Origin of the sequence: Micromonospora lacuserhaii (genome assembly GCF_036902735.1) — a bacterium.
Classification (GTDB): domain Bacteria; phylum Actinomycetota; class Actinomycetes; order Mycobacteriales; family Micromonosporaceae; genus Micromonospora.
In genome coordinates this window covers 16,840-43,451 of sequence record NZ_JBAKHO010000045.1, presented here as the reverse complement: position 1 = coordinate 43,451, position 26,612 = coordinate 16,840, and the positions used below count along the sequence as shown (strand labels likewise).

The window sequence follows — 26,612 nt, the reverse complement described above, 5'->3', positions numbered from 1 at the left end:
CTGGCCCTTCGACAACGCGTTCATCGCCTGGGGCCTTCGGCGCTACGGCTTCACCCACGAGGCAGGGCGCATCGCCGAGGGGATCATCGACGCCGCCGAGTTCTTCGACGGCCGGCTGCCGGAGGCGTTCGGCGGCTACGACCGCCAGCTGACCAGGTACCCGGTCCTGTACCCCACGGCGTGCAGTCCGCAGGCGTGGTCCACGGGCACCCCCTTGCTGTTGCTGCGGACAATGCTCGGAATGGAGCCGCGCGGGGACCACCTCGTGACCAAACCGGCCGTGCCCCCGGGCATGGGCCGCATCGAGCTGCTCCACATCCCCGGACGGTGGGGCCGGGCCGGCGCCCTCGGTCGCGCCCACGCGGCGCGACACTGACCGCGGCATCGCGTTCGCCGGTAGACCTGCGACACGCCCCGGCGGCCGGCAGCAACTACTACGCCAGGCGTACGTGGAGAGTCGCCCTACGGACGACGGCTCCGTTGCCTTCGTCACCTACCGTGACGAAAGACGGCGCGGCGGGGTTGACCATGACGTGGCGTCAGGTCCTAGCGTCGACGCTTGCGCTGTCCCGGGGTGCGGGAATCACGGTCGACCGTCGACGGCTCAGGGGCAACCCTGAGCCGGGGTCGGGGCCGACCCGCAGCGGGAAATCCGCCCCGGGTCACCCCGGAGGCGGAGGGATCCGGGCGGCACGGCGTCGAGGATGGGATCAACCCCACCGACCAGCGGGGGCGGTGGGTGCCGCAGGCAGACGGAAGAGGTAGATGAACGTGACCGCGACGGTAGGCCGGCAGGCGCAGGCCGCGGCCCGGGCCAGTGACGTGTGGAAGGTGTACGGCAGCGGCGAGGCGCAGGTCGTCGCGCTGCGGGGGGTCAGCGCCGAGTTCGAGCGCGGCCGGTTCACCGCCATCATGGGCCCGTCGGGCTCCGGCAAGTCGACGCTGATGCACTGCCTGGCCGGGCTGGACTCGGTCACCCGGGGCACCGTGTCGATCGGCGACACCACGGTCACCGGGCTGGGCGACGCCGGCCTGACGAAGCTGCGCCGGGACAAGGTCGGCTTCATCTTTCAGCAGTTCAACCTGCTGCCCACGCTGACCGCGCAGGAGAACATCGTGCTGCCGCTGTCGATCGCCGGCCGCCGGCCCGACCCGGCCTGGTACGACACGGTGATCGACACGGTCGGTCTGCGGGACCGGCTGGGTCACCGGCCGGCGCAGCTCTCCGGTGGCCAGCAGCAGCGGGTCGCCTGCGCGCGGGCGCTGGTCTCCCGCCCCGATGTGATCTTCGCCGACGAGCCGACCGGCAACCTGGACTCCCGGTCCGGCGCCGAGGTGCTGCGGTTCCTGCGCGACTCCGTGCGCGAGCACGGCCAGACCATCGTGATGGTCACCCACGACCCGACCGCCGCCGCGTACGCCGACCGGGTGATCTTCCTGGCCGACGGGCAGATCGTCTCCGAGCTGATCGAGCCGACCGCGGACACGGTGCTGGACACGATGAAGAAGCTCGACGCTCCCGCCGAGGTGGGTCACTGATGTTCCGCGCGACGTGGAAGAGCCTGCTGGCGCGGAAGGTACGCCTTCTGCTGTCCGGCCTGGCGGTGGTGCTGGGCGTCATGTTCGTCTCGGGGGCCTTCGTGCTCACCGACACCCTGGGCCGGTCATTCGACGCGGTCTTCGCCGACGGTTTCTCCGAGGTCGACGTCAACGTCGAGGGCAAGCCGAAGGTCGCCCTCGGTGAGACCGAGGGCGAGCAGGTGCCCGCCCCGGTGCCGGCGGCCGCCGTCGAGCAGATCCGCCGGCTGCCCGGCGTGGCGAAGGTGACCGGCCTGGTCAACGCCGACGGCGCCCGGCTGATCGGCAGCAACGGCAAGGTGGTGACCTCGTTCGGGCCGCCGCAGCTGGGCGAGAACTGGGTCGGCGAGGGCGAGCTGGTGGAGCTGCGCCAGGGGCGCGAGCCACGGTCCGACGGCGAGATCGTGATCAACCAGGCGCTGGCCGACGCGGCGAAGGTGAAGGTGGGCGACCGGGTCGGCGTGCTGACCCTGCAGCCGAAGAAGGAGTTCACCCTGGTCGGCGTCTTCGGCTACAGCGGCGGGCGCAGCAGCATCGGCGGCGTCAACGAGGTCGCCTTCACCACCCCGGTGGCGCAGCAGCTGATGCTGGGCGAGCCGGGCACCTTCACCAGCATCGGCGTCCGGGCCGCCGACGGGGTCAGCCCGGAGCGGCTGCGCGACGACGTCGCGGCGGCGCTCGGCGACGGCTACCAGGTGAAGACCGGCGAGCAGGCCGCCGCCGACCAGGCCGCCGGCCTGAAGGAGGGGCTGTCCTTCTTCAACAAGGTGCTGCTGGGCTTCGCCGCGGTGGCGCTGCTGGTCGGCACCTTCCTCATCCTCAACACCTTCTCGATCATCGTGGCGCAGCGGACCCGGGAGCTGGCCCTGATGCGGGCCCTCGGGGCGAGCGGCCGGCAGATCATCGGGTCGGTGGTGCTGGAGGCGATCATGGTGGGCCTGATCGCCTCGGTGCTCGGGCTGGCCGCCGGCATCGGGGTGGGCGCGCTGCTGGCGTACCTGTTCGGCAAGCTGGCCGGCGGGCTCAGCCTGGCCGGGCTCGGGGTGCCACCGGCGGCGGTGATCGGCGCGTTCGGGGTGGGCCTGGTGATCACCGTGGTGGCGGCGCTGCTGCCGGCGCTGCGCGCGGCCCGGATCCCGCCGATCGCCGCCATGCAGGACGTGGCGACGCCGGACCGGCCGCTGACCAAGGTGACGGTGGCCGGCGGGGTGGTCACGGCGATCGGCGCGGTGCTGCTCTTCCTCGGCCTCGGCGGGCACGCCGGTGACAACACCCTGGCCACCATCCTCGGCGGGGTGCTCTTCGCCTTCATCGGCGTGGCGCTGCTGACCCCGCTGATCAGCCGGCCGGTGGTCTCCCTGCTGGGGGCGATCTTCGCCTGGTCGGTGCCGGGCAAGTTGGGCCGGCTCAACTCCGGGCGCAACCCGCGCCGCACCGCGATCACCGCGGCCGCGCTGATGGTCGGCATCGCCCTGGTCACCGGGGTGACGGTGATCCTCGACTCGGCCAAGGGCAGCATCAGCAAGGTCGCCGCGGACACCATCAAGGCCGAGCTGGTCATCTCCGGGGCGCAGAGCGGCCCCCGGCCGCCCAGCTTCGACCCGGCGGTGCTGGAGAAGGCCGCGGCGATCCCGGGCGTCCAACTGGTCGACGGCGAGTACGGCGACATGGCCACCGTCAACGGCACCCGGACCTGGGTGGCGGCGTCGAGCGACGTCAGCGCGCTGGAGCGGATCTTCGGGGCGAAGGCCACCGCCGGTGACATCGGCCGGCTCGGCCCGGACCAGATGCTGTTCAGCTCGGACACCGCCAAGTCGCGGAACGTGTCGGTCGGCTCGACGGTGACGGTGCAGCTGTCGCGCGGGGAGGCCCGCACGTACACGGTCAGCGGCATCTACGAGAGCACCCAGCTGACCAACCCGGTGGTGCTGCCGCCGCAGGCGACGCGGAACTTCGCCATCCCGCAGCCGATCCAGGGCTTCGTGCAGCTGGCCCCCGGCACCCGGGTGGCCGACGTGCAGCCACGGGTGGAGACGCTGCTCGCGGACAGCCCCGAGGTGTCGGTGGCCGACCGGGACGCGTTCATCAAGCAGCAGACCAGCCAGCTGGACACCCCGCTGCGGATGATCCAGATCCTGCTCGCCCTGGCCATCGTGATCGCGGTGCTCGGCATCATCAACACCCTGGCCCTGTCGGTGCTGGAGCGGACCCGCGAGCTGGGTCTGCTGCGGGCGATCGGGCTGCGCCGGTCGCAGACCATGCGGATGATCACCGTCGAGGCGGTGGTGATCTCGATCTTCGGCGCGTTGCTCGGCCTGGCGGTCGGCACCGGCCTGGGCGCCGCGGTGGTCCGGGCGCTCAAGGACGAGGGCATCACCGACCTGCGGCTGCCCTGGGGCCAGATGGCGCTCTTCCTCGGCCTGGCCGCGCTGATCGGCGTGATCGCCGCGGTGCTCCCCGCGATCCGGGCGGCCCGGATCAACGTGCTGGGCGCCATCGCCCACGACTGACCCGGGCACCACGCAACGGCCCCCGCCACCGGAGTGTGCGGGGGCCGTCGCGCGTCCGGCGACCGGATCACCCGATCGCGACCGCGGCGTCGGCCGACCTGACAGGCTGGGGCTGCCGGGGGACGGCACGGGGGTGAGGATGTGACGGAGGGAGGCCCGCACGCGGGCGCTGGGGCAGGGGGTGACCCGCCCGCTCAGGCCGGGGGCTCCCCCAGCAGCGCCGCCAACAGCTCCAGGTCCGCGGCGGTGAGGCTCTCCACCTGGTGTACGCCGTCGGCCGGCGGGATCGGCACCTCCAGCGGTACGGCCAGCACCGCCGCGCCGGCGGCGAGCGCGCTGGCCACCCCGGTCGGCGAGTCCTCGATCGCCACGCACCGTTCGATCGGCACACCGAGCAGCCCGGCGGCGGTCAGGTACGGCTCCGGATGCGGCTTGGCCGCGTCCACCTCGTCGCCGCAGACCACCGCGTCGAAACTGTCCCGCCCCAGGGTGTCCAGGGCGACCTCCACCAGCGGCCGGCCGCTGGAGGTGACCAGCGCGGTCGGGATGCCGGCGGCGCGTACCGCCCGGAGCAGGGCCAACGCGCCCGGCCGCCAGCTCAGGCCGGTGCGGAACAGCTCCAGGATGCGGGCGTTGATCCAGGCGGCGCTCACCTCCGGATCCCGGTCCGGCTGGCCCAGGTCGTCGTGCAGGATCCGCATCGAGGCCGCCATGCTGGTGCCGACGATCGCCCGCCGGGCGGCGTCGGACAGGGTTCCGCCGTACTCGGCCGCCAGCTCCTGGAGCGCGACGTCCCAGAGCTTCTCGCTGTCGACCAGCGTGCCGTCCATGTCGAAGAGCACGGCGGCGGGGTGTGGGCTGCTCAGCGGATCCTCCCGGGTTGCGGTGGCTGCCCCGATCCTGCCAACCGGGCGCCGCCGCGGTGGTCGCCGGGTGCGCCACGGTGACGCAGATCAAAGCCACCGGCCGTGCTCACCGGTCCAGGGCGGTGACGTCGAGCGCAGCCAGCCGTTCCGGGTCGGAGAGCACGTCGATGGCGATCACCTTGCCGGCGGTGACGGTGAAGCCCATCACGGACAGCACCCGGCCCGGCGCGGTGACCACCACCCCGGCGGCACCGTTGACCAGCGCCGGCCGGACGAACGGGGCGAGCCCACGGAACATGATCGCCTGCGCGGCGACCTGGCGCGCGCCGTGGATCGTGACGGTGCCCCGGCCGCCCGGGCCGGCGTCGGCCCGCAGCACCACGTCGGGATCGAGGACGGCGACGAGGGCGTCGAAGTCGCCGTCCCGGGAGGCGGCGAAGAACGCGTCGACGACGTCGCGTTGCCGGCCGGGGTCGGGATCGGGTGCCGGGGCCTGGCCGCGGACCCGGCGGCGGGCCCGGCTGGCCAACTGGCGGGCGGCGGCCGGGGACCGGTCGACCAGCACGGCGATCTCCTCGAACGGCACCGCGAACAGGTCGTGCAGCACGAACGCCAGCCGCTCGGCCGGGGTCAGCGTCTCCAGCACCACCAGCAGGGCCAGCCCGACCGAGTCGGCCAGCAGGGCGTCCTGCTCCGGGTCGACGCCCGCGGCGGGGCTGATGAGCGGTTCGGGCACGTGCACGTCCAGCGGGTCTTCCCGGCGGCGGGTGCGGGAGCGCAGCACATTGAGACACACGCGCGCCACGATGGTCGTCAGCCAGGCCTCGAGGTTCTCCACCTCGCCCGTGCCGGCCCGGGCGACCCGCAGCCAGGCGTCCTGGACGGCGTCGTCCGCCTCGCTCACCGAGCCGAGCATCCGGTAGGCCACCGCCCGCAGCCGGCCCCGGTGCTCCTCGAAACGCTCCGCCAGCCATTGCTGATCGTCCACCGTGTCACACGCCTTTCCCCGCAGGTGTCTGAGTAGTAGACCCACGACATCCGGTGGGTGTGACCGGGGACCGGTTCCCCGGTCGGCGAACTGGAGAGAGTCATGACGTCAACCGTTCTGGTCACCGGCGGCACCGGCACCCTCGGGCGGCACGTGGTGCCCCTGCTGCGCGACGCCGGCCGCCCGGTCCGGGTGCTCAGCCGACACCGGCACGAGCCCACCGACGGCGTCGACCAGGTGACCGGCGACCTGGACAGCGGCGCGGGGATCGAGGCGGCGCTCGCCGGGATCGACACGGTCGTGCACTGCGCCGGCAGCGCCAAGGGCGACGAGGGGAAGGCCCGTACCCTGGTCCGGGCGGCGTCCCGGGCCGGCGTGCGGCACCTGGTGAACATCTCGGTGGTGGGCGCCGAGCGGATCCCGGTCACCGGCCGCGTCGACCGCGCCATGTTCGGCTACTTCGCGGCCAAGCGGGGCGCCGAACAGGTGGTCGCCGACTCGGGCCTGCCGTGGACCAACCTGCGCGCCACCCAGTTCCACGACCTGATGGCGACGGTCCTGGGGCAGCTGGCGAAGCTACCGGTGATCCCGGTGCCGGCCGGGTTCCGGTTCCAGCCGGTCGACGCCGGCGAGGTGGCCGCCCGGCTCGTGGCACTCGCCCTGGACCCGCCGGCCGGCCAGGTGCCGGACCTGGCCGGCCCCCGGGTGTACGGGATGGACGAGCTGGTCCGCGGCTACCTGCGCGCCACCGGGCGGCGCCGGCGGCCGATCGTGCCCGTCCCGGTGCCGGGCGGGGCCGCCCGGGCGCTGCGGGCCGGCGCGAACCTGGCCCCCGACCGGGCCGTCGGTCGCCGCAGCTGGGAGGACTTCCTCGCCGAGCGGGTACGGCCGGGCCGGTGACCCCGGCGTCAGCTCAGGTCGCAGGCGTCCAGCGACTTCTGGTACCCGCGGAAGAACGAGTCGGTGCGCTGCTCGGCGGTGCCGTGGGAGCCCTCGGCGAACCACGGCTGGTCGGGGTCGTCGCCGACCGCGAGCAGCCCCTCCCGGAACTCGTCCAGGTCACCCTGGTCGAGGGTGAGGACGCCGGAGCGCACCGAGTCGCCCAGGTACGCCCCCGCCATGCAGTCCGCCTGCAACTCCTGCTGGATGGTGAAGTTGTAGCGGATGCCGAGGCGGACCTGGACGCCGTGGGCGTACTCGTGGCCGAGCAGGTAGAACACGAACGCGTCGCCGACCTGCCGGAACGCGGCCACCGACCAGTTGACGTCGTAGGCGATGAAGTCGCCCTGCGAGCAGTAGACCGCGTTGTTGCGGGGCAGCGCCTGCCCGCCGCAGGAGACCTCGCCCTCACGCTGGTAGGGAACGATCCGGCGGATCGGGCGGAACTGCTGCCCGGACGCCTTGAACTGCGCGGTCCAGTAGCGCTGCGCGATGGTCACCGCGTCGTCGATGTCGCCCTTGAACTCCTCGACGCTCTTGGTGCCGTCGGGCCGGTTGGTCTGCGTGCCTGGCGAGGCGGCGGGCCCGGACTGCTGAGGTCGGGGCTCCTGCGGCTGCTCCGGGCCGCTCTCCCCCACCCCGCCGACGGCGCAGCCGGCGGCCACGACCAACGCCACCAGCGCGGCGGCGAACCCCCCGCGCGACTGCGGTCCCGAGCGTGCCGTCACAGTTGCCCTCCCAGGCGTGCGAGCCGATGAGATCCGGTACCCCGGCGGTGGGTCGATCATGCCGGGCGCGGACCGCATCGGCCACGGGCCGGACCGGGCACCGCGATCAGTGGGGATCCTGGCCGCGATGGATCACATTGCCCTGGGCGACGTGCCGGGCGCCCTCGTTGCGCTGCTGCGCCTTGAGGGCGGCCCGCGCCGCCGTGTGGTCCTCAGCGGACTGGATCCGCGCCCGGTCGCGCCAGGCCACCCAACCGAACGCCCCCACGAGCACGAGGCCGAACACCGCGAGCACCACCCATGCCGTCGTCATTCATCCACGGTACGACCGGCCCGCTAGGCTGCCCCACCATGACCAGCTTCGATGATCATGAGCGGGATCGCTGGGCGGGCCGGGCGGAGGCGTACCGGCGCAGTTTCGCCCTGCTCTGCGCGTACCCGGTGGGTGAGCTGCTCGACGCGGCGGGCGTCGGGCCCGGCGGCCGGGTGCTCGACGTGGGCTGCGGCACTGGGACGGTGACCGCGCGGGCCGCCGACCGGGGCGCCGCGGTGGACGCCGAGCCGGGCATGCCCGCCCTGCCCACCGCGCTGCTCGCCTCCGGCGTCGTGGGCTGACGGTCGCCTAGTCTCGGCCTGGTCGGGTGTCCGGAACGCCCGGCCGGCTCCGACGTCCCTGTTGCCCGGCCCACACGGGGCCGGCCGAGAGGAGAGACCGTGAAGTACCTGATCATGCTGTACGGCTCGCAGCAGGACTACGACGCGATGGCCGGGCGCCCCGGCGGCCGGCCGCCGATGACGGCCGAGCAGGTCGCCGCCATGCACGCCCACATGGAGGCAGTCCACAAGGACCTCGCCGAGTCCGGCGAACTGGTCGACGGGCGGGGCCTGACCGCTCCGGTGCACGCCCGGCGGGTCCGGCTGCGCGGTGGCGCGCCGGTGGTGACCGACGGGCCGTACCCGGAGACGGAGGAGGTGCTGGCCGGATTCACCGTGGTCGAGTGCGCCAGCTTCGACCGGGCCACCGAAATCGCCGCCCGCTTCGTCGACCCGGCCGCCGAGGACCAGTACGTCGACGTGCGCCCGGTCGCCGACGGCATCGAGGACCTCGACGGCTGACCACCCGGTGACCCCGCACCCCGTCGAGGACCTGCTGCGCTCCCTCGCGCCGCAGGTCCTCGGCGCGCTGGTCCGCCGCTACGGGCACTTCGACACCGCCGAGGACGCCGTCCAGGAGGCGCTGCTGACGGCCGCGACCCGCTGGCCGGCCGAGGGCCTGCCGGACAGTCCGCGCGGCTGGCTGATCACCGTGGCATCGCGCCGCCTCACCGACCTGCTCCGCGCCGAGCAGGCCCGCCGGCGCCGGGAGGACGAGGTGGCCCGCGCCCTGCCCGCGTACGCCGCCCCGGCCGATCGGCGGGAGCCGGACGACGACAGCCTGGTACTGCTCTTCCTCTGCTGCCACCCCGCGCTCCCGCCGCCGGCGCAGATCGCGCTGACCCTGCGGGCGGTCGGTGGGCTGACCACCACCGAGGTCGCCCGCGCCTTCCTGGTGCCCGAGGCCACGATGACCCGCCGGATCACCCGCGCCAAGCAGCGCATCCGGGACAGCGGCGTACCGTTCGCGCTGCCCGGCGCGGCCGAACGGGAGGCCCGCCTGGACGCCGTGCGGCACGTGCTCTACCTGGTCTTCACCGAGGGGTACGCCAGCACCGCCGGCCCCCGGCTGCGCCGCGTCGACCTCTCCGCGGAGGCGATCCGGCTGACCCGGATGCTGCACCGGCTGCTCCCCGACGACCCCGAGGCCACCGGCCTGCTGGCGTTGATGCTGCTCACCGACGCGCGCGGGCCGGCCCGGGTGGGCGCCGACGGGAAACTGGTCACCATGGCCGAGCAGGACCGCCGGCTCTGGCGGGCCGACCAGATCGCCGAGGGCGTGGCGCTGCTCGACGACGTGCTGCCGCGCGGGGACGTCGGGGCGTACCAGCTCCAGGCGGCGATCGCCGCGGTGCACGACGAGGCGCCGAGCGCCGCGGCGACCGACTGGCCGCAGATCGAGGCGCTGTACGCGCTGCTGCTGCGGATCGCCGACAACCCGGTGGTGGCGTTGAACCACGCGGTGGCGGTGGCGATGGCCCGGGGCGCCGCCGCCGGACTGGCCCTGCTGGACGGGCTGGACGGCGACCCGCGGATCGCCGACGACGCCCGGCTGCACGCCACCCGGGCGCACCTGTTGGAGCGGGCCGGCGACCTCGACGGGGCCCGCGCGGCGTACGAGCGGGCGGCCCGACGGGCGACGAACCTGCCCCGGCAGCGCTACCTGTACGCGCGCGCCACCCGGCTGACCGACCGCCGGTGATCGCCCCGGGCTACGGCGGCAGGTGACCGACGGGTCAGCGAGGGGCCGCGACGACGTGGAAGACCGGGTGGCGCTCGGCGACCGCGGCGAAGTCGGCCAGTGGGGCGCGCCGGTCGACGGGCACGTGCGGACGGGCGCCCGGCGCCAGGTCGAGGTAGCGGCGCAGGATCGGCGGCCGGTCGGCCACCGGCACCTCGCGCAGCAGCACCGGCTCCCGACCCCCGCGCCGCAGCACCGCCCGACCGCCGGCCGCCCGGACGTTGTGCACCCAGTTGGCGTCGCGCCCCAGCATGGACACCAGGTAGCGCTCGCCCTCCAGGTCGGCCACCACGACCGGCACGGCGACGGTCCGACCGGTGCGGCGGCCGGTCACCTCCAGGGTGACGGCCCGGCGCGGGGAGAGCCGGCCGGCGGCGAACTGGGCGGCGTCGGCCCAGATCATCACCCCGGCCAGCCGACCCGGCCGGTCACCCGGGTACATCCGGCGTTTGACCTCGTACAGCAGCGCCCCGATCCGGTTCACGATCCACCTCCGCCGTCCTGACTCCAGGGTCGGCCCGGGCCGGCGACGCCGCCAGGGGCGTTGGTCCCCCCGGGGCGGAGGGCGGCCGGGGACCGTCCCGATCGGGGCGGCCGAAGGCCCGCGCGGCGGCGGCACGGCGTCCGGGCGCCTGACGGTGCGATGATGGCCCTCGACCGACCCGTCCGGCGGGAGGACGTGCGATGCGAGCGGTGCGGGCGTTCTGGCTGGACGAACCGGTCGACCGCGAGCAGGCCGCGGACGGCCGCAGCCGGTACGACGCCGAGGTGTGCCGGCGGATCGACGAGTTCCGCGACGCCTGGGGCGACATCGCGCCGGTGACGTTCGCGGTCGCCGCCTGGCGCCTGGCCACCGGGTTGACCCCCGGATTCGTCCGCTGGCACCGGCGGATCGTGGCCGCCGACTGCCGGCGCAGCCCGTGGGACGGCAGCCTGATCTGCGCGGTGACCGTGGTGGCGCCCTGGCCGGCGGAGCTGACCTGGACCCGGCAGTGGGGGCACGACCGGGGCTGGCGGGACTGGCCACAGCTCTTCGGCCAGTACGCGCCGCCGTCCGAGCAGGACCTCACCCGCGCCCCGCACCTGCGGGCGACGCTGCTGGTGGAGGCGCCGGTCCCGCCCGACGACCTGCCGCCCGCGCCGGACGGCCCGACGGACCAGGTGGCCCCGGCCGCCCGGCGCGCCGTCACCGTGCTGGTCCGTCAGCTGGACGAGCTGCTCGCCCCGATGGTCGGGCAGCTGGAGGCCGGGGTGCCGACGGACTCGTGACCGCACGGCCCGCCCGCGCGGCGTCCGGGCGGAGTCACCACAGGTCGCCTGGCACGAGGACCCGCGCTTCGTCGGGCAGCGAGGTCAGCATCCGACGCCGGCCGGTGGTCGGGTCGGCGGCGACCAGTTCGACGGCGCCGGCGGTCCAGCGTTGCAGGAGGAGCTCGGCGCCGGCGAGGCCAAGGAAGTGTTCCCCCGCGCCGCGCCGGGACGCCACGAGGTCGATCCGGCCCGCCGGTCGGCCGGAGCGCAGGTCGACCCCGACCACCGCCGTCGCGGGCACCGCCGGCGCGCCCTCCGGCTGACCCGTCGGGACCTGCTCCTGCCGTGTGAGCATCACCCACGCCGTCGGCGGATCGCCGCCGCCGCGCACGAGCGGGACGATCGCGTTGTAGAACTCGCCGGGGCGCAGCTGGTCGGCGGTGGCCAGCGACACCGACCGGGTGGCGCCCCCGTCGACGTCCCGCACCGTGACGGTGAGCTGGCGTAGCGGCCGCCAGTTCAGGCCGCCGACGCCGAGGTCCACGGTGGCCAGCTGACGCCCGTCCAGGAAGGCCGCCACCGAGCTGAGCTGCTCCCCCCGTACCGCCAGTGGGCGCAGCTTCCCGCCGGGCAGGGTGAGCGCGGTGTACGTCTGACCGGCGGCGGAGAGTTGGACGAGCAGGGCCGCACCCGAGTCGGTCGACCACTGCGACAACTCGTACCCGGGCGGGACGGCCCGCTCGGTGGCCCCGGCGAGGTCGCGGATCCACCACTGCCCATCCCGGCGTACGGCGAGCCACCGGCCGTCCGGGGAGAGCGACTGGCTGGGCTTGCCCAGGCTGGCCGGCGTCAGCCCGACGCCGAACTGTTCACCGGAGGCGGTCACCAGGTAGATCGGGCGTCGAGAGAAGGTGCCGGTCTTCTCGTCGAAGCCGTCGGGGTCCTCGATCTGGTAGAGCAGGGCACCCCGTCCCACCGCTCGGTCGGTGGGCAGGGCGGTCGGGGTGGCCGGCGGCAGCAGCCGGCCGGGCAGCCCGGCGAGGAGTTCCCGGGCCGTGACCGGGGCGGCGGCCTCGGCGGGCGCCGGTGACGGCGGGCTGCTCGTCCGCCAGAACGCCACCCCGGCGGCCCCGCCGACCAGCACCCCGGCCAGCGCGACCGCCAGCCACCCCCGAAACGGGTGCGGTCGCGGCGGCGGAGCCGGTGCCGGTGGCGGTGCCGTGGATTCCATCGTGCTGTCCCCCGATCCGGGCGGTCCCGCCCGCGCACAGCACAAAGGAACCGGCCCGAACCGGTCAACGGCGCGGTCGGATCCGACGCGCGATCGGGGTCGAAACGTGATCTTCGGGGGCTCAGCCCTCGGCGAGCACCTCGCGCAGCCGGGCGGCGAAGGCCGCCGGGTCCTGCACGAAGCCGATGTGGCCGCCGGGGAACATCGTCGGCGCGACACCGAGCGCGTCGGCCAGCGCCCGGGAACTGCGGTCGCAGAGCTCACCGGCGGAGTGCTCGCCGATGCCGACGACGACCCGGACCGGGCCGGCGCGCAGCGCCGCGACGTCGGGCTGGAACCGGGTGGTGAGGCTGAGCATGTGCAGGTACTGGAAGCGCTCGTCGGCCGCCGCCTGCGGCGCCGGTTCGCCGCCGTACATGGCCAGCACCACCTCCTCGGGAAGGTGGATGTTGGCCGAGGCGAGGAACTTGCGGCCGGCGCCCAGCCGGTCGCCCGCCCGGTAGGTGGCGATCATGTCGTCCTCCCGGGCGCGCAGTTCGTCGCGGTCAGGGACCAGGTCGATCAGCGGTGGCTCGTGGGCGATCACCGTGTGGACGCCCTCCGGGTGGGTCTGCGCGAGGGCGAGGACGGTGACCGCGCCGCCGCTGGAGCCGAGCACCGCGGCCGGTCCGGCGTCGAGGTGGGCCAGCAGCCGGAGGACGTCGTCGGCGCGCAGCTGCGGGGTGGAGTCGCTCTCCGGATCGTGCAGCCGGCTGCGCCCGATGCCGCGCGGGTCGGTGGTGAGGACGGTGTGGTCGACGGCGAGCAGGTCGGCCAGCGGGGCGAAGGCCCCGGCGTCCATCGGCGCGGCGACCAGCGCCACCAGTGGGCCCTGGCCGCGTACCTCGTAGTGCAGGATTCCGTCGGGGATCTCGAGGGTCGCGACGGTGACGTTGTCGGCGGATGTGGTGCTCATCGGCTCTCCCGGGTCGTGGCGTGCGGTGCGTTCACGGTGGAGACTTCCGTCGTACGGCAGAATCGTCGCTGTGAGCGTGACTTTCGCGAAGGCCGCCACGCCGGCGGCCGCCGACCTGGTCCGGGCACGCGCCGGCGACCCCGCCGCGTTCACCGACCTGGTGGCGCCGCTGCGGCGGGAGCTGCACGCGCACTGCTACCGGATGCTCGGCTCCCGCCACGACGCCGACGACGCCCTCCAGGACGCGCTGCTGCGGGCCTGGCGGGCACTGCCCCGCTTCGAGGGGCGCAGCTCGCTGCGCTCCTGGCTCTACACCGTGGCCACCCGCACCTGCCTGGACCTCGCCGCCGGCCGGGCCCGGCGGGCGCTGCCGGTGGACCTGGGCCCGGCCAGCGAGCGCGCCGTGCTGGACAACGCGCCCGCCGGCGACGTCGCCTGGCTGGGGCCGTATCCCGAAGCCGGGCTGCCCGCCGGTCCGGCCGCCCCGGACGTACGCTACGAGCAGCGCGAGGCCGTCGAGCTGGCCTTCGTCGCCGCCCTCCAGCACCTGCCCGGCAACCAGCGTGCCGCGCTGCTCCTGTTCGACGTGCTCGGCTTCTCCGCCGCCGAGATCGCGGCCATGATGGGCACCTCCGCCACCTCGGTGAACTCGGCGCTGGCCCGGGCCCGCCCGATGGTCGCCGACCGGGTGCCGCCGGTCAGCCAGCAGCGGGCCCTGCACCAGCTCGGCGACGCCCGGCTGCGGGCCCTCGTGACCGGCTACGCCACCGCGCTGGAGAACGGCGACGCGGACGCGTTGGTCGCGCTGCTCACCGAGGACGTCACCTGGTCGATGCCGCCGATGCCGCACTGGTACCGGGGCGTGGACGCGGTGCGCGACTTCGCCCGGGAGCTTCCGCTGACCCGCTGTGGCGGCTGGCGGCACCGGCTCACCGCGGCGAACGGGCAGCCGGCGGTCGCCTCCTACCTGCGCGGACCCGGCGAGTCCGGCGGGTACCGCGCCTGGTCGATCAACGTGCTGACGGTGCGGGACGGCCGGATCGCGGCGATCACCTCGTTCCTGGACGTGGCGGAGTTCGCCGCGGTCGGGTTGCCCGCGTCGCTGCCGGCGCGGCCCTGACCAGCACCGTCCGCTCAGCTCCCGGTGGGGGCGGTGCCGATGCAGGCCTCGTTGCCCTCGGCGTCCGCGAGCACCCACCAGGCCGGCGCATACTCGTCGGTCACCAGATGGCCGCCGGCGGCGATCGCCGCTGCTATCCGCGCCTCGGCCTGGTCGTGCGGCACCCAGATGTCGAGGTGGATTCGGTTGCGCTGCGGACGCGGCGCGTCCATCCGCTGGAAGTAGACCAGTGGTCCGCGGCCACGCGGGTCGATCAGGTCCTCCGGGCTGTCGCCCCGATCCCGGTAGCCGAGCACGGCACGCCAGAACGGCAGCACGTCGGCGGCGACGAGCGCGTCCACCGAGATTTGGACGTTCTGCACCACGGACGGGTCGGCGGGCACGCCCAGCCTCCGCGCCACGGCGGAGATATGCCGGGCCAGTTCGACGTCGCGCCTGGTCATGCCGTAGAAGCCGGGCCGGCTCGTGACCAGGCGCACGGTCACGCCCGCCGCGCGCACGTCGACGGCGGGTTGGTGGTCCTGACCGGTCAGCTCGCTGATCTCCTGCACCAGGCGGGCACCACCGGCGAACGTTCCGGTGTGGAAGTACGCGCACGCCCCGTCGCCCAGCACCCGCCAGTCCTGCACGCCGTCGGCCTGGTGGAACTGCGCCGGGCTGATCTGCTCATCCAGGCCACGCACCGTGTCTGCCATGTCGCTCCGTCCGTCCGGGCGTCGCCGGGTCGCGCCGCCGGACCGAGTCTCACCCGAGTTCCCGACACCTTCTGTCGTATATGTGCGCGACCATGGCACCGTGCGTGCCTCGCGGATGATGACGCTGCTGCTGCACCTCCAGGTGCGCGGTCAGGCCAGCGGCCGGGAGCTGGCCCGGCTGCTGGAGGTCAGCGAGCGCACCGTGCAGCGGGACGTGGAGGCCCTGGTGGCCACCGGGATACCGGTACGCGCCACCCGAGGACCGGCCGGCGGGTACCGGCTGGACCGTGGCTACCGGACCCGGCTGACCGGCGTCGGCCTCGACGAGGCCGGGGCGCTGGCGTTCCTCGGGCTCGCCGGCCCGGCCGAGCAACTGGGGCTGGGCGAGCTGCTGCAGGGCGCCCGGACCAAGGTCCTCGCCAGCCTGACCGGCGAGGCCCGGGAACGCGCCGGCCGGACCGCGGAGCGGTTCCACCTCGACCCGATCCGCTGGTACGGCACCCCGGAGCCGGTGCCCTGCCTCACCCCGCTCGCCGACGCGGTCTGGCGCGACCGCCGGGTGCGCCTGCGGTACGTGCGCGACGGGCGGGCGACGACCCGCGAGGTCGACCCGCTCGGGCTGGTGCTCACCGCCGGCGACTGGTACCTGGTGGCGCTGCGCGACCGGCAGCGGCGCACCTACCGGATCTCCCGGGTCCGCTCCGTGGAGGTGCTCGACGAGCCGGCGGTGCGCCCGCCCGCCTTCGATCTCGCCGTCGCGTGGGCCGACGTCCGCCGCGAGTGGGAGGACGAGAAGATCGCCGTGGAGGTCACCCTCCGGGTGGCACCCCGGGCGCTGCCGCGGCTACGTCGTCTCGTGCCCGTGCAGGGGCAGGACCGGCTGCCGGTCACCGCGACCGGCGAGGTCGAGCTGACCGTCCCGTTCGAGAGCGGATCATGGGCCTGCTCGGCGCTGGTCGGCCTGGGCTCCGCCGTCGAGGTGCTGGCGCCGGCCGAGCTGCGGCGGCGGGTGGCGGACGAGTTGCGGGCCGCCGCCGCCCGGTACGCGCCGACGCCGCCGGTTCTCCCCGACGTCGCGGCCCCGCCGGCCGGCCGATAGCTCCGTGCCCTGTTCGTCAGGGTCCGTGCGGCAGGGGCTGGGCCAGCGCCCCCAGGTCGGCCGGCAACTGGGCCAGCACGTCCTCGAGCTCCCGGTGCCCGACCACCCGGTGCAGGGTCTGCAGGACCGCCCGCACGCCCCGCTCCGCGACACCCCGATCCACCCCCGCGCGCTCGGCCACCCGGCGCAGGAACTCGTCGTACCCGAAGACCTCCGGCTCCTCCGCGCCCTTGACCAGCAGCGGGCTCAGCTCGTCGGCGACGTGGCCGGCCAGGGCGGCCGACTGCCCGCCGCTGAGCCGCTGGGCGAGGGTGCCCAGGGTGGCCTCGGCCAGTGACCGCGCCGTCTCCGGCGGAACACCCGCCCGTGCCGCGACCTTGTCGACGAACCCCAGCTCGGCCATTGCCACGTCCTTCCGTCCAGCAGGCACCGTGGCTACCCGCCGCCACCGGCCGCAAACGCGCGTTCCGACCGGGCGCACCGTCGGCGTTGCTCGCGCCCGCCGCACCGGCGGTCGCTCGCCGGTGGACCACTCCCCCGCCGACGGACCAACGCCGCTATCGTGCGCGGATGCGCCTGCAACCGGGACAGACCGCCCTGCGGCGGAGCATCCACCCGGACGGGCGCATCGCGTCCGTCCAGTGTGGCCGGGTGATCGCCGACGACCATCGCGGCCTGCTGCTCTGGGTCGACGTCGGTTCCGCGACGGTCCAGCGCACCGCCCTGGACGGCACGCCGACCCGCGCGCTGCCGATCCGCACCGAGCTGACCATGCCGACGCTGCTGCGTCCCGCCACCTGGGGGCCGTACCGCACGCTGATGCTGACACCGCCGGACGCCGCCCACTCGGTCTGGTGGTCCTGGACCGCCGAGGGGAAGTTCGCCGGCTGGTACGTCAACCTGGAGGCGCCGGTGCGCCGCTGGAGGGGCGGGTGGGACTACCGGGACCACACGCTCGACGTGCTGGTCGCCGCGGACCGCAGCTCGGTGTGGAAGGACGAGGACGAGTTCGCGGCCCAGACCGGTGACCCGTGGTTCTGGGACGCCGAGGGCGCCGCGCGGATACGCGCGGAGGGGAAACGGCTCATCGCCCTGGCCGAGCGGGGCCGGTTCCCGTTCGACGGCACCTGGTGCGACTTCCGGCCGGACCCGGCCTGGTCACCGACCGGCCTGCCGTACTGGTGGGACCTGCCCGGCGACCAGCGCTGACCGTCGTTGGTTGCGCCGGTCCTGGTTGTACCTCACCGGCTGGTGCGGCACGCCGCCGACAACGAGGCCAGCACACCTGCCGGATCATGCACGATGCGGTGTCCGTCCGTGACGACCCGGCGGGTTCCTGGATCGACAGGGTCGGTGTCCGCCCAGCTCACCGGCACGACGCCCAGCTCGACCTCAAGACCTGAGGGTCGCCGTACGCGGACTTCCCGGAGCGGGCCCCAGTCTCCCAGCCGGACGACCCCACCACTGAGCAGACCCGTCCAGACGTCCACCTTCGTATGATGTGGATTGTCCGTGAGGACCAGGATGTCCACGTCGGAGTCCATTCGCGCGGCTCCACGAGCCCAGGAGCCCACGACCAGCACCCCCCGGACGTCCTCGCGCGCTGCCGCCCATCCGGCCACCAGGTCGACGACCGATCGAACTTCTCGGGTCCGCTCCTCCGTCACCACGCGGCCGAGTCTGACACGCGAGCCAGAACACCTACGACCTCACCTCCACCAAGGCACACCAGCCCCTCGCCGCAGTCGGCCGAAGTTCACGCCTGAGGTCAGGCAGCTGAACCAGGCCACTGCGTATTTCGTTCGGACGCGCCGCAGCCCCTCCACCGCCACCAGTTCGAGAGCAAGGTTCAACAGCGCGGGACCGAAGAAGCGCAGCTCTCGGAAAGAGCCGAGAGCCTCGTTGCCCTTGTCAACTGCATCGCCTGAAGAAGCCAGACCCATGGCTGCCCCAAGAGGATGAGAGCCATCCCGGACCCGGAGGATGGGCTCGACCCCGAACCGGTCTTTCGGCTCGTCCACGAGCGTCAGCTCATCGGAGTACTTCTTCGGTGGCTGCCACGGATGACTTCCTTGAGCTCCATCAGAGCATGATCGAAAGCCTCCGAGTTGCCGGGGGAACCTCACATCACCGGAACTGAAAGGCGATAACCGCCTCACCCACAAAGATCCGGACAGTCCCCCGCCCGGGTGGCTGGTTTGACGCCTATCGGTACGGGAAGTCGGGCCGCGACCGGCTCTACGGGAGTCGGGGAGATCCGTCAGCGGTCCGGACGGACGTACAGAAAAGGGATGCCGCATGGGTGCGATCGCGATCGAACCCATGCGGCCGCACCGGCACTGACCGAACTGCCACGCGACACCCGATCGAGGAGGGATCGTGCAGGATCGGTTCGACAATCCAGGGCGTACCCGGTGGCGGCGGTTCGCCGCGATGCTGGTGCCGGCGACCGCCGTCGCTGGCGCGATCGTGGCGAGCGTGGCCAACGGGGCGGTCGCGGCCTCGTTTGCGGTCTCGGGGCAGACATTCAAGGTCTCCGCCTCCGAGCTGCGCGGTGAGGGCTTCGTCCAGTTCGGCGGCATCGCCGAGGAGATCGACGGCACGAAGCATCCGGTGGCCGTTACCGGTATCCGCAACGCGCGGATCTACGACCTCTGCCAGTCGGCGAAGGTGCCCGGCGCTCCCGTGGTGCTCACCATCAACGCCGGCGGCGGCGGCAACCCCGCCACCGCGAGCGACCTGCTGATTGACGTCGACTCGCTCGAGGGCGACACCACGTTCACGAACATCAACATCGGACAGGACGCGTCGACCCTCAAGGGCGGTCCCGACGGCGCGACGGGCGACAGGAAGGGGTTCGGCCAGCAGGCCGACACGGTGACCATCAAGAACCTCCGCCAGGTGGCCCGCTCCACCCACGCCGGGACGTTCCTCCTGACAGGGCTGAAGTTGAAGGTCAACGTTGGCGCGGACGCCAAGGAATGCTTCTGAGCTGACCACCGGGGCCCCAGGGCACGCTCCGCGTGCCCCTTCCCTGCCCTCGACCCTCACCCGGCAGGAGGCATGCGTGACAACCGCCCGACCGCAGCACGCCCGGCGTGACCGGCCCCGCGAGGCATGGCGTGGCCCCCGCCGCTGGCGGCGGACACGGCCGTTCTGGGGCGGCCTGCTCACCGCCCTGGCCGGCCTGGAGATCTTCGGCACCAGCCAGATGTCGCTCGGTGGCCTCTCCTTTCAGATGGGGCCGACCGGCTTCCTTGCCTGGTTGATCCCCACCATCCTGGTGACCTGCGGACTGCTGATGTGGTTCAGGCCGCAGCACCGGATCCTCTACGCCGTGGTCGCCGCGGTGACCACGCTCTTCTCCCTGATCGGGGTGAACCTCGGCGGGTTCTTCGTCGGTCTGCTGCTTGGCTTGGTGGGCAGTGCCCTCGGCTTCGCGTGGGTGCCCGACCCCCACCCGACCGCCCGGCCCGGTCGCGAGTCGGCAGAGGACAGGACGGGGCGCAACGAGTCGGCAGGCGACGGGACGCCGCGGCACGAGTCGCCCGGCCACGAAACCGTGCGGAACGAGTCGCCGGACGACGCGACGGGGCGGGACAAGCCAACGGCCGGCGCGGGCCATGACCTGCCGGCCCCCGACGCAGCCCCCCCGGCACCGAGCGCAAGCAGCCGGCCCTCGTCAACGAGCTGATGTCGAGCCGGAACGGCATCGGTCCGCGCGTGGCCCAGCCGCAACCCACCGCATACGAGAAGACCGGCGGGCCCGGGACGTTCCGGCGAGCCGGGCGGCCGGAGGCGGGGCTGACCCGACAGCGCGATCCGCGGTTCTTCGCGGTGCTGCTCGGGCTGCTCGGTCTCTCCGCTGCCGTGGTCCTCGCTGCACCCAGCCCGACGCGGGCGTCCGCGCTGCTCGCTGCAGGGCGGGACGGGCCCACTTGCCCGACCTGGCCGTCCGCGACCGTGCTGGCCAGCCCCCGGCCTACGGTTTCCGGCGTCGACTGCGCCCGCCCGAAGCCGTCGCCGAGCCCCACCGACGGCGTCCAGGCCGGGAAGCCGTTGCCGCGGATCGCCGCCGAACCGGGGCAGCCCGTGGTGGCGGCGACCTCGTCGAGGCTGACCGGCTCCAAGGTGACCATGACCGGGCTCCAGTTCGAGGGGGTCGTCGCCCTACCCACCGCAGACGGCACCCTCACGGCGTTGAAGTTCAGCATGAACCAAGCGGTCATCGACGATTTTTTGCTACGCACGCCCGGCCCGGCCGGCCGGACCATACGGTTGGCCACCGACCGGCTGACGGTCAGCGGCGACGTCGCCTTCTACACCACCCGTTTCGTCGGGCGACTGTCCGGCACCGAGATCACGCTGGCCCCCGACCTGCCGTTGCCCGACGGTATCCCGATCACGTCGCCAATCCCGACCACCTTCGCCGACCCGGCCATCGACCTGGCCTTCGTGGACAGCGACCTGCTGACCGCGCGGCCGAAGCTGAAGCTGACCCTCGGCTGAACTCGCTCTCCAGCACAGGTGGAATAGTCGGTGAGACCCTGCGATCGATCACGCCTTCGCCGATGATCCGCCGACCCCGGACGGCCTGGAGACGGCATGATCATGCGAATCCGGGCCACTCCGAGTGCTCGGCCGCAGGTCAGAATGCCTGCGGTGATCACTTGGCGTTGAAGTAGTTCGCCTCCGGGTGGTGCACCACGATCGCGTCCGTCGCCTGCTCCGGGACCAGCTGGAACTCCTCGGACAGCTGCACCCCGATCCGCTCCGCGCCCAGCAGCCCGACGATCTTCGCCCGGTCCTCCAGGTCCGGGCAGGCCGGGTAGCCGAACGCGTACCGGCAGCCCCGGTAGTCGTTGCGCAGCAGGCCGGCCAGGTCCGCCGGGTCGTTCTCGGCGACGGTACCGCCGCCGGGCAGGGTCAGCTCGGAGCGGATCCGCCGGTGCCAGTACTCGGCGAGGGCCTCGGTGAGCTGCACGGACAGGCCGTGCACCTCCAGGTAGTCCCGGTACTCGTTGGCGGCGAACATCTTCGCGGTGTAGTCGCTGATCGGCTGGCCGACGGTGACCAGCTGCAACGCCACCACGTCCAGCTGGTCGCCCTTGGGTCGGAAGAAGTCGGCCAGGCAGAGCCGGCGCTCCTGCCGCTGCCGGGGGAAGGAGAACCGGGCCCGCTCCGCGTTGCCGTTCTCGTCCAGCACCACCAGGTCGTTGCCCTCGGCGTACGCCGGGAAGTAGCCGTACACCACGGCCGCCTCCAGCACCTGGTCGGCGGTCAGCCGGTCCAGCCAGTACCGCAGCCGCGGCCGGCCCTCGGTCTCCACCAGCTCCTCGTACGAGGGACCCTGGCCGCCCCGGGCGCCGCGCAGCCCCCACTGGCCGAGGAACGTGGCCCGCTCGTCCAGCAACGCCGCGTAGTCGGCCAACGGCACGCCCTTGACCACCCGGGTGCCGAAGAACGGCGGCGTCGGCACCGCCACGTCGGCGGCCACGTCGGAGCGGACCGAGGAGTCGTGCAGCTCGGGCAGCGCCTCGCTGACCATGGTCCGCTGCTTCTCCCGTCGGGCCCGGCGGGCGGCCAGGGCGGCCTCCCGCTCCGGATCGACCATCGGCGCGCCGCCGCGCTTGGCGGCCATCACCCGGTCCATCAGGGACAGTCCCTCGAACGCGTCCCGGGCGTAGTGCACCTGGCCGGGGAAGAGCGCCCGCAGGTCGTCCTCGACGTACGCCCGGGTCAGCGCCGCCCCGCCGAGCAGCACCGGCCAGCGCTCGGCGACCCCGCGCGAGGCCATCTCGGCGAGGTTCTCCTTCATGATCACGGTGCTCTTGACCAGCAGGCCGGACATCCCGATCGCGTCGGCCCGGTGCTCCTCGGCCGCCTCCAGGATCGCGTTGATCGGCTGCTTGATGCCGATGTTGACGACCTCGTAACCGTTGTTGGACAGGATGATGTCGACCAGGTTCTTGCCGATGTCGTGCACATCGCCCTTGACGGTGGCGAGCACGATGCGGCCCTTGCCGCCGTCCTCGGCGGTCTCCATGTGCGGCTCCAGGTAGGCCACCGCCGTCTTCATCACCTCGGCCGACTGGAGCACGAACGGCAGCTGCATCTGCCCGGAGCCGAACAGCTCGCCGACCACCTTCATCCCGTCCAGCAGGATGTCGTTGATGATGGAGAGCGGGGCCCGGCCGCCGGCCATCGCCGCGTCGAGGTCCGCCTCCAGACCGTTGCGCTCGCCGTCGATGATGCGGCGCTTGAGTCGCTCGTCCAGCGGCAGCGCGGCCAGCTCCTCCGCCCGGGTGGCCCGCGCCGAGGCGGCGTCCACCCCCTCGAAGGCCTCGATGAACCGCTGCACCGGGTCGTACCCCTCGCGGCGCCGGTCGTAGATCAGGTCGAGGGCGATCTCGCGCTGCGCGTCCGGGATCTTCGACATCGGCAGGATCTTGCTGGCGTGCACGATCGCGGAGGTCAGGCCGGCCTGCACGCACTCGTGCAGGAAGACCGAGTTGAGCACCTGCCGGGCGGCCGGGTTGAGCCCGAAGGAGACGTTCGAGATGCCCAGGGTGAAGTTGACCCCTGGGTAGCGGGCGGCGATCTCCCGGATCGCCTCGATGGTCTCGATGCCGTCGCGGCGGGTCTCCTCCTGACCGGTGGCGATCGGGAAGGTCAGCGCGTCGATCAGGATGTCCGACCGGTCCATCCCCCACCGGCCGGTCAGGTCGTCGATCAGCCGGGCGGCGACGCGTACCTTCCAGTCCTTGGTGCGGGCCTGGCCCTCCTCGTCGATGAGCAGCGCGACCACCGCGGCGCCGTGCTCGGCGACCACCGGCATCACCCGGGCGTAGCGCGACCCGGGGCCGTCGCCGTCCTCGAAGTTGACCGAGTTGACCACGCAGCGACCGCCGAGCATCTCCAGCCCGGCCTCGACCACCGCCGGCTCGGTGGAGTCCAGCATGATCGGCAGGGTGGATGCGGTGGCGAAGCGGCCGGCCAGCTCCCGCATGTCCTGCGTGCCGTCGCGGCCGACGTAGTCGACGCAGAGGTCCAGCAGGTGCGAGCCGTCCCGGGCCTGGCTGCGCGCGATCTCCACACAGGCCTGCCAGTCGGCGGCGAGCATCGCGTCCCGGAACGCCTTGGAGCCGTTGGCGTTGGTCCGCTCCCCCACCATCAGCACCGAGGCGTCCTGGGCGAACGGGACCGGGTGGTAGATCGAGGAGACGCCGGCCTCGTGCCGCGGCTCGCGGGCGACCGGGGTGGCGCCGTGCAGCCGCTCGGCCAGCACCCGGATGTGCTCCGGGGTGGTGCCGCAGCAGCCGCCGACCAGGGACACGCCGTAGTCGGCGATGAACCGCTCCAGCGCGTCGGCCAACTCCACCGGGGTCAGCGGGAAGTACGCCCCGTCGGCGGTGAGCACCGGCAGGCCCGCGTTCGGCATCACCGACAGCGGGACCCGGGAGTGCTGGGACAGGTAGCGCAGGTGCTCGCCCATCTCGGCCGGCCCGGTGGAGCAGTTCAGCCCGATCAGGTCCACCCCGAGCGGCTCGATCGCGGCCAGCGCCGCGCCGATCTCGCTGCCCAGCAGCATCGTGCCGGTGGTCTCCATCGCCACCTGGCAGATGATCGGCACCGGTCGCCCCAGCTCGGCCATCGCCCGCTTCGACCCGACGACGGCGGCCTTGACCTGGAGCAGGTCCTGCGAGGTCTCGATGATCAGCGCGTCGGCCCCGCCGGCGATCAGGCCGGCGGCGTTCTCCTGGTACGCGTCCCGCAGGCTCGCGTACGCGGCGTGCCCGAGGGTGGGCAGCTTGGTGCCCGGCCCGATCGAGCCGAGCACGAACCGGGGACGCTCCGGCGTGCTGTGCGCGTCGGCCGCCTCCCGGGCGATCCGGGCCCCGGCCTCGGCCAGCTCCCGGATCCGGTGCGCGATGCCGTACTCGCCGAGGTTGGGCAGGTTGGTGCCGAAGGTGTTGGTCTCGACGCAGTCCGCGCCCGCGGCGAGGTACGCCTCGTGCACGCCGCGCACCACGTCCGGGCGGCTCACGTTGAGGATCTCGCTGCAGCCCTCCAGCCCCTCGTAGTCGTCGAGGGACAGGTCGGCAGCATGCAGCATGGTGCCCATCGCCCCGTCGGCGATGAGAATCCGGTCGGCAAGCACATCCAGCAACGAAGTCCGCACGGCACCAGGTTAGTGCGAAGATCCGGCCACCGGTAACGACCCCTGGCGCGGTCCCACATTCTGCCGCGGTCGACCCGTACCCGTTTCGTGGCTTTCCGCCACCGGGCGCGGCGGCGGACCGGCGCGGCCGACGGGCCGCATCCGGACCCGGCACGTAGGCTGACGGACGTGAAGGACATCAGGGACGCCGCCGTGCACGGGGGGCGGACGACCGGGCCGGCGCCCGGCGCCGGCCCCGACGAGCAGGGTGAGGTGACGGCGTGACCGAGTTCGACGGGCTGCCGGTGCTGCGGTCCCCGGTGGCGATCGCCGCCTTCGAGGGCTGGAACGACGCCGCGGACGCCTCCACCGCCGCCGTGGAGCACCTGGAGCAGGTCTGGCAGGCCCGCCCGGTCACCGAGCTGGACCCGGAGGACTTCTACGACTTCCAGGTCAGCCGTCCGACCATCACGATGGCCGACGGGGAGACCCGGCGGGTGGAGTGGCCCACCACGAAGTTCACGGTGGCCAGCCCCGAGGGCACCGAGCGGGACGTGGTGCTGATCCGCGGCATCGAGCCGAGCATGCGCTGGCGCACCTTCTGCGAGCAGGTCCTGGAGATCTGCCACAGCCTCGAGGTGGAGAGGGTGGTGCTGCTCGGCGCGCTGCTGGCCGACGTGCCATACACCCGGCCGCTGCCGATCAGCGGCAGCGCCTCCGACGCGGAGGCCGCCCAGCGCTACCAGCTCACCCCCACCCGCTACGACGGGCCGACCGGGATCGTCGGGGTGCTCCAGGACGCCTGCACCAAGGCCGAGGTGGACGCCGTCTCGTTCTGGGTGCACGTGCCGCACTACGCCAACAACCCGCCCTGCCCCAAGGCAACCCTGGCCCTGCTGCACCGGGTCGAGGAGGTGCTCGACCTGCCGGTGCCGATGGCCGACCTGGCCGAGGAGGCCGCCGAGTGGGAGCAGCGGGTCCGCGGCGCCGCCGAGCAGGACGCCGAGCTCGGCGAGTACGTGCGTGAGCTGGAGGAGCGGGTCGGCGACGCCGGCATCACCCCGTTGACCGGCGACGAGATCGCCCAGGAGTTCGAGAAGTACCTGCGCCGCCGCGGCGGCTCCGCCGGCCCCACCGCCGGCTCCTGGTGACACTGATTCACTGATCCGCATCCGACGCCGGCGGGGCCCAGCCCTGTCGGCGTCGTTCGTCGTGGGTTCGGGGAAGGGACCGTGTCGGGCTTCCCTCGGCACACCCGCTAGGGCATCCTAGGAACCTAGCTGTCATGAGGAGGCGGCATGCAGATCAACCCGGGGGCGGCCGAGTTCCCGCACCGGCAGATCGCCGCGCAGCTCAAGGCCCAGGTGCGCCGGGGGGACTGGGCGCCCGGCGAGCGGCTGCCGTCCATTCCGGCCATCGCCGAGATGTTCGGCGTCGCCAAGCAGACCGTGCAGCGCGCCGTCGACCAGCTCCGGGTCGAGGGCGTCCTGATCACCAAACCCGGCTCCGGTACGTACGTCCGGGGCACCCGGCGCCGGCTCAACCGGCTCTCCCGGGGCCGGTACGGCGGCTTCCGCGGCTACCACACCGACCTGGCCGCCCGGTACCGGCAGCAACTGGTCTCGGTCGGCCGCGCCCCCGCCCCGCCCGAGGTGGCCGACGCGTTCGGCGTCGCGGACGGCACCGACCTGCTCTGCCGGCGGCACCTGGTGCGCACCGAGGACTCACCGGTGGAGGTGGGCGCCTCCTGGTTCCTGCCCGCCGAGACCGCCGGCACCTCGCTGGAGCGGGCCGAGGCGTTCGGCCGCCCGCTCTACCAGGAGGCCGAGGAGGCCACCGGCCGGCGCTACGCGTCGGCCACCGACACGATCAGCGCCCGCCAGCCCAGCCGGGAGGAGGCGGAGACCCTGCAGATCCGCCCGGACACGCCGGTGCTGCACCTGCTGCACGTCGCCTACGACGCCCACCGCAAGCCCATCGAGGTCGCCCAGGCCACCTGGCCCGGCCCGATGACCACGCTGACCGAGGAGTACCAGATCCCCGCCCCGGCGCCGGACGCCGGCCCGGACCCCGGCCTGGTCCTCGGCTGACGCCGC

General features: G+C 73.6%; 27 protein-coding genes and 1 pseudogene. 16 read left to right on the top strand and 12 right to left on the bottom strand.

The genetic code is table 11. The features are described 5' to 3' along the window. The 3 genes and pseudogenes from V6U81_RS22960 to V6U81_RS22950 all read left to right on the top strand — a co-directional run. Positions 1 to 376: pseudogene (locus tag V6U81_RS22960) on the top strand (glycogen debranching N-terminal domain-containing protein); the annotation flags it as partial. Between the two features lie 395 nt (positions 377 to 771). Continuing rightward, on the top strand, positions 772 to 1,539 hold the full coding sequence (locus tag V6U81_RS22955; RefSeq protein WP_334491987.1) for an ABC transporter ATP-binding protein: 768 nt from the start codon (positions 772 to 774) through the stop codon (positions 1,537 to 1,539). Then, complete coding sequence (locus tag V6U81_RS22950) at positions 1,539 to 4,088, top strand: ABC transporter permease (RefSeq protein WP_334491985.1); 2,550 nt, start codon at positions 1,539 to 1,541, stop codon at positions 4,086 to 4,088. Before V6U81_RS22955 ends, V6U81_RS22950 begins: the two co-directional genes overlap by 1 nt. A 194-nt stretch (positions 4,089 to 4,282) precedes the next feature. On the opposite strand, the gene V6U81_RS22945 is transcribed toward V6U81_RS22950, so the two are convergent. Further along, positions 4,283 to 4,930, bottom strand: coding sequence for an HAD family hydrolase (locus V6U81_RS22945; RefSeq protein ID WP_334491983.1), 648 nt, complete (start codon positions 4,928 to 4,930; stop codon positions 4,283 to 4,285). Positions 4,931 to 5,060: 130 nt separating this feature from the next. Continuing rightward, complete coding sequence (gene sigJ, locus V6U81_RS22940; protein WP_334491981.1) at positions 5,061 to 5,942, bottom strand: RNA polymerase sigma factor SigJ; 882 nt, start codon at positions 5,940 to 5,942, stop codon at positions 5,061 to 5,063. 102 nt (positions 5,943 to 6,044) lie between these two features. On the opposite strand from sigJ, the gene V6U81_RS22935 reads away from it, so the two are divergent. Continuing rightward, positions 6,045 to 6,842 (top strand): SDR family oxidoreductase, encoded by a 798-nt coding sequence (locus V6U81_RS22935; protein WP_334491979.1) that lies wholly within the window; start codon positions 6,045 to 6,047, stop codon positions 6,840 to 6,842. An 8-nt stretch (positions 6,843 to 6,850) separates the two neighbouring features. Here the strand turns inward: V6U81_RS22935 and V6U81_RS22930 are convergent, their stop codons facing one another. Beyond that, positions 6,851 to 7,609 (bottom strand): neutral zinc metallopeptidase, encoded by a 759-nt coding sequence (locus V6U81_RS22930; RefSeq protein WP_334491977.1) that lies wholly within the window; start codon positions 7,607 to 7,609, stop codon positions 6,851 to 6,853. Between the two features lie 106 nt (positions 7,610 to 7,715). Beyond that, positions 7,716 to 7,922: a hypothetical protein gene (locus V6U81_RS22925; protein ID WP_334491975.1), complete on the bottom strand. Its 207-nt coding sequence runs from the start codon at positions 7,920 to 7,922 to the stop codon at positions 7,716 to 7,718. 38 nt (positions 7,923 to 7,960) lie between these two features. Here V6U81_RS22925 and V6U81_RS22920 point away from each other — a divergent pair, with 38 nt between their 5' ends. From V6U81_RS22920 to V6U81_RS22910, 3 genes are all read left to right on the top strand, one after another. Then, a complete protein-coding gene (locus V6U81_RS22920) occupies positions 7,961 to 8,224 on the top strand; it encodes a class I SAM-dependent methyltransferase (RefSeq protein WP_334491973.1) in 264 nt (87 codons plus the stop codon). 99 nt (positions 8,225 to 8,323) lie between these two features. Next, positions 8,324 to 8,725, top strand: a complete 402-nt coding sequence (locus tag V6U81_RS22915; protein WP_334491972.1) for a YciI family protein — start codon at positions 8,324 to 8,326, stop codon at positions 8,723 to 8,725. Between the two features lie 7 nt (positions 8,726 to 8,732). Further along, positions 8,733 to 9,965 carry an RNA polymerase sigma factor gene (locus V6U81_RS22910; protein WP_334491970.1) on the top strand — a complete coding sequence of 411 codons (1,233 nt, stop codon included), beginning with the start codon at positions 8,733 to 8,735 and terminating at the stop codon, positions 9,963 to 9,965. A 34-nt stretch (positions 9,966 to 9,999) separates the two neighbouring features. Here V6U81_RS22910 and V6U81_RS22905 read toward each other — a convergent pair whose 3' ends face one another. Beyond that, on the bottom strand, positions 10,000 to 10,488 hold the full coding sequence (locus tag V6U81_RS22905; RefSeq protein ID WP_334491969.1) for a nitroreductase/quinone reductase family protein: 489 nt from the start codon (positions 10,486 to 10,488) through the stop codon (positions 10,000 to 10,002). Between the two features lie 200 nt (positions 10,489 to 10,688). On the opposite strand from V6U81_RS22905, the gene V6U81_RS22900 reads away from it, so the two are divergent. Beyond that, on the top strand, positions 10,689 to 11,273 hold the full coding sequence (locus V6U81_RS22900; protein WP_334491967.1) for a hypothetical protein: 585 nt from the start codon (positions 10,689 to 10,691) through the stop codon (positions 11,271 to 11,273). 34 nt (positions 11,274 to 11,307) lie between these two features. On the opposite strand, the gene V6U81_RS22895 is transcribed toward V6U81_RS22900, so the two are convergent. Together V6U81_RS22895 and V6U81_RS22890 are read right to left on the bottom strand one after the other, a co-directional pair. Beyond that, positions 11,308 to 12,486 carry a hypothetical protein gene (locus tag V6U81_RS22895; RefSeq protein ID WP_334491965.1) on the bottom strand — a complete coding sequence of 393 codons (1,179 nt, stop codon included), beginning with the start codon at positions 12,484 to 12,486 and terminating at the stop codon, positions 11,308 to 11,310. 121 nt (positions 12,487 to 12,607) lie between these two features. After that, positions 12,608 to 13,441 carry an alpha/beta fold hydrolase gene (locus tag V6U81_RS22890; protein WP_334491963.1) on the bottom strand — a complete coding sequence of 278 codons (834 nt, stop codon included), beginning with the start codon at positions 13,439 to 13,441 and terminating at the stop codon, positions 12,608 to 12,610. Positions 13,442 to 13,511: 70 nt separating this feature from the next. On the opposite strand from V6U81_RS22890, the gene V6U81_RS22885 reads away from it, so the two are divergent. Continuing rightward, on the top strand, positions 13,512 to 14,561 hold the full coding sequence (locus V6U81_RS22885; protein ID WP_334491961.1) for a sigma-70 family RNA polymerase sigma factor: 1,050 nt from the start codon (positions 13,512 to 13,514) through the stop codon (positions 14,559 to 14,561). A 14-nt stretch (positions 14,562 to 14,575) separates the two neighbouring features. On the opposite strand, the gene V6U81_RS22880 is transcribed toward V6U81_RS22885, so the two are convergent. After that, entirely contained in the window at positions 14,576 to 15,256 is a 681-nt protein-coding gene (locus tag V6U81_RS22880; RefSeq protein ID WP_334491960.1) for a VOC family protein, read from the bottom strand. 100 nt (positions 15,257 to 15,356) lie between these two features. Between V6U81_RS22880 and V6U81_RS22875 the strand changes: the two genes are divergently transcribed. Then, entirely contained in the window at positions 15,357 to 16,355 is a 999-nt protein-coding gene (locus V6U81_RS22875; protein ID WP_334491958.1) for a helix-turn-helix transcriptional regulator, read from the top strand. A 16-nt stretch (positions 16,356 to 16,371) separates the two neighbouring features. Here the strand turns inward: V6U81_RS22875 and V6U81_RS22870 are convergent, their stop codons facing one another. Continuing rightward, positions 16,372 to 16,758 (bottom strand): DUF2267 domain-containing protein, encoded by a 387-nt coding sequence (locus V6U81_RS22870; protein WP_334491957.1) that lies wholly within the window; start codon positions 16,756 to 16,758, stop codon positions 16,372 to 16,374. Positions 16,759 to 16,925: 167 nt separating this feature from the next. Between V6U81_RS22870 and V6U81_RS22865 the strand changes: the two genes are divergently transcribed. Further along, complete coding sequence (locus V6U81_RS22865) at positions 16,926 to 17,564, top strand: ribonuclease FAU-1 family protein (protein WP_334491955.1); 639 nt, start codon at positions 16,926 to 16,928, stop codon at positions 17,562 to 17,564. Between the two features lie 32 nt (positions 17,565 to 17,596). On the opposite strand, the gene V6U81_RS22860 is transcribed toward V6U81_RS22865, so the two are convergent. Next, positions 17,597 to 18,025, bottom strand: coding sequence for a nucleotidyltransferase family protein (locus V6U81_RS22860; RefSeq protein WP_334491954.1), 429 nt, complete (start codon positions 18,023 to 18,025; stop codon positions 17,597 to 17,599). A 39-nt stretch (positions 18,026 to 18,064) separates the two neighbouring features. Next, positions 18,065 to 18,376, bottom strand: coding sequence for a hypothetical protein (locus tag V6U81_RS22855; protein ID WP_334491952.1), 312 nt, complete (start codon positions 18,374 to 18,376; stop codon positions 18,065 to 18,067). 358 nt (positions 18,377 to 18,734) lie between these two features. Between V6U81_RS22855 and V6U81_RS22850 the strand changes: the two genes are divergently transcribed. The 3 genes from V6U81_RS22850 to V6U81_RS22840 all read left to right on the top strand — a co-directional run bounded on the left by V6U81_RS22850 (position 18,735) and on the right by V6U81_RS22840 (position 20,864). After that, complete coding sequence (locus V6U81_RS22850) at positions 18,735 to 19,346, top strand: DUF6230 family protein (RefSeq protein WP_334491951.1); 612 nt, start codon at positions 18,735 to 18,737, stop codon at positions 19,344 to 19,346. Between the two features lie 76 nt (positions 19,347 to 19,422). Continuing rightward, positions 19,423 to 20,049 (top strand): DUF6114 domain-containing protein, encoded by a 627-nt coding sequence (locus V6U81_RS22845; RefSeq protein ID WP_334491949.1) that lies wholly within the window; start codon positions 19,423 to 19,425, stop codon positions 20,047 to 20,049. Then, entirely contained in the window at positions 20,049 to 20,864 is an 816-nt protein-coding gene (locus V6U81_RS22840; RefSeq protein ID WP_334491948.1) for a hypothetical protein, read from the top strand. The genes V6U81_RS22845 and V6U81_RS22840 overlap by 1 nt, the downstream gene beginning before the upstream one ends. Positions 20,865 to 21,021: 157 nt before the next feature. On the opposite strand, the gene metH is transcribed toward V6U81_RS22840, so the two are convergent. Then, a complete protein-coding gene (metH, locus tag V6U81_RS22835) occupies positions 21,022 to 24,537 on the bottom strand; it encodes a methionine synthase (RefSeq protein ID WP_334491947.1) in 3,516 nt (1,171 codons plus the stop codon). Between the two features lie 260 nt (positions 24,538 to 24,797). Here metH and V6U81_RS22830 point away from each other — a divergent pair, with 260 nt between their 5' ends. Further along, positions 24,798 to 25,667, top strand: coding sequence for a PAC2 family protein (locus V6U81_RS22830; protein ID WP_334491945.1), 870 nt, complete (start codon positions 24,798 to 24,800; stop codon positions 25,665 to 25,667). Between the two features lie 147 nt (positions 25,668 to 25,814). Continuing rightward, the gene (locus V6U81_RS22825) at positions 25,815 to 26,606 is read left to right on the top strand and encodes a GntR family transcriptional regulator (protein WP_334491944.1); all 792 of its coding nucleotides are present in this window, start codon (positions 25,815 to 25,817) and stop codon (positions 26,604 to 26,606) included. The last annotated feature ends 6 nt before the right edge of the window (positions 26,607 to 26,612 follow it).

What these genes read in the sequence shown, in the direction of transcription:
- V6U81_RS22950 (WP_334491985.1), top strand. Translation starts at nt 1,539, where the DNA reads ATGTTCCGCGCGACGTGGAAGAGCCTGCTGGCGCGGAAGGTACGCCTT.
- V6U81_RS22935 (WP_334491979.1), top strand. Translation starts at nt 6,045, where the DNA reads ATGACGTCAACCGTTCTGGTCACCGGCGGCACCGGCACCCTCGGGCGG.
- V6U81_RS22925 (WP_334491975.1), bottom strand. Translation starts at nt 7,922, where the DNA reads ATGACGACGGCATGGGTGGTGCTCGCGGTGTTCGGCCTCGTGCTCGTG.
- V6U81_RS22920 (WP_334491973.1), top strand. Translation starts at nt 7,961, where the DNA reads ATGACCAGCTTCGATGATCATGAGCGGGATCGCTGGGCGGGCCGGGCG.
- V6U81_RS22900 (WP_334491967.1), top strand. Translation starts at nt 10,689, where the DNA reads ATGCGAGCGGTGCGGGCGTTCTGGCTGGACGAACCGGTCGACCGCGAG.
- V6U81_RS22895 (WP_334491965.1), bottom strand. Translation starts at nt 12,486, where the DNA reads ATGGAATCCACGGCACCGCCACCGGCACCGGCTCCGCCGCCGCGACCG.
- V6U81_RS22890 (WP_334491963.1), bottom strand. Translation starts at nt 13,441, where the DNA reads ATGAGCACCACATCCGCCGACAACGTCACCGTCGCGACCCTCGAGATC.
- V6U81_RS22880 (WP_334491960.1), bottom strand. Translation starts at nt 15,256, where the DNA reads ATGGCAGACACGGTGCGTGGCCTGGATGAGCAGATCAGCCCGGCGCAG.
- V6U81_RS22870 (WP_334491957.1), bottom strand. Translation starts at nt 16,758, where the DNA reads ATGGCCGAGCTGGGGTTCGTCGACAAGGTCGCGGCACGGGCGGGTGTT.
- V6U81_RS22865 (WP_334491955.1), top strand. Translation starts at nt 16,926, where the DNA reads ATGCGCCTGCAACCGGGACAGACCGCCCTGCGGCGGAGCATCCACCCG.
- V6U81_RS22840 (WP_334491948.1), top strand. Translation starts at nt 20,049, where the DNA reads ATGTCGAGCCGGAACGGCATCGGTCCGCGCGTGGCCCAGCCGCAACCC.
- V6U81_RS22825 (WP_334491944.1), top strand. Translation starts at nt 25,815, where the DNA reads ATGCAGATCAACCCGGGGGCGGCCGAGTTCCCGCACCGGCAGATCGCC.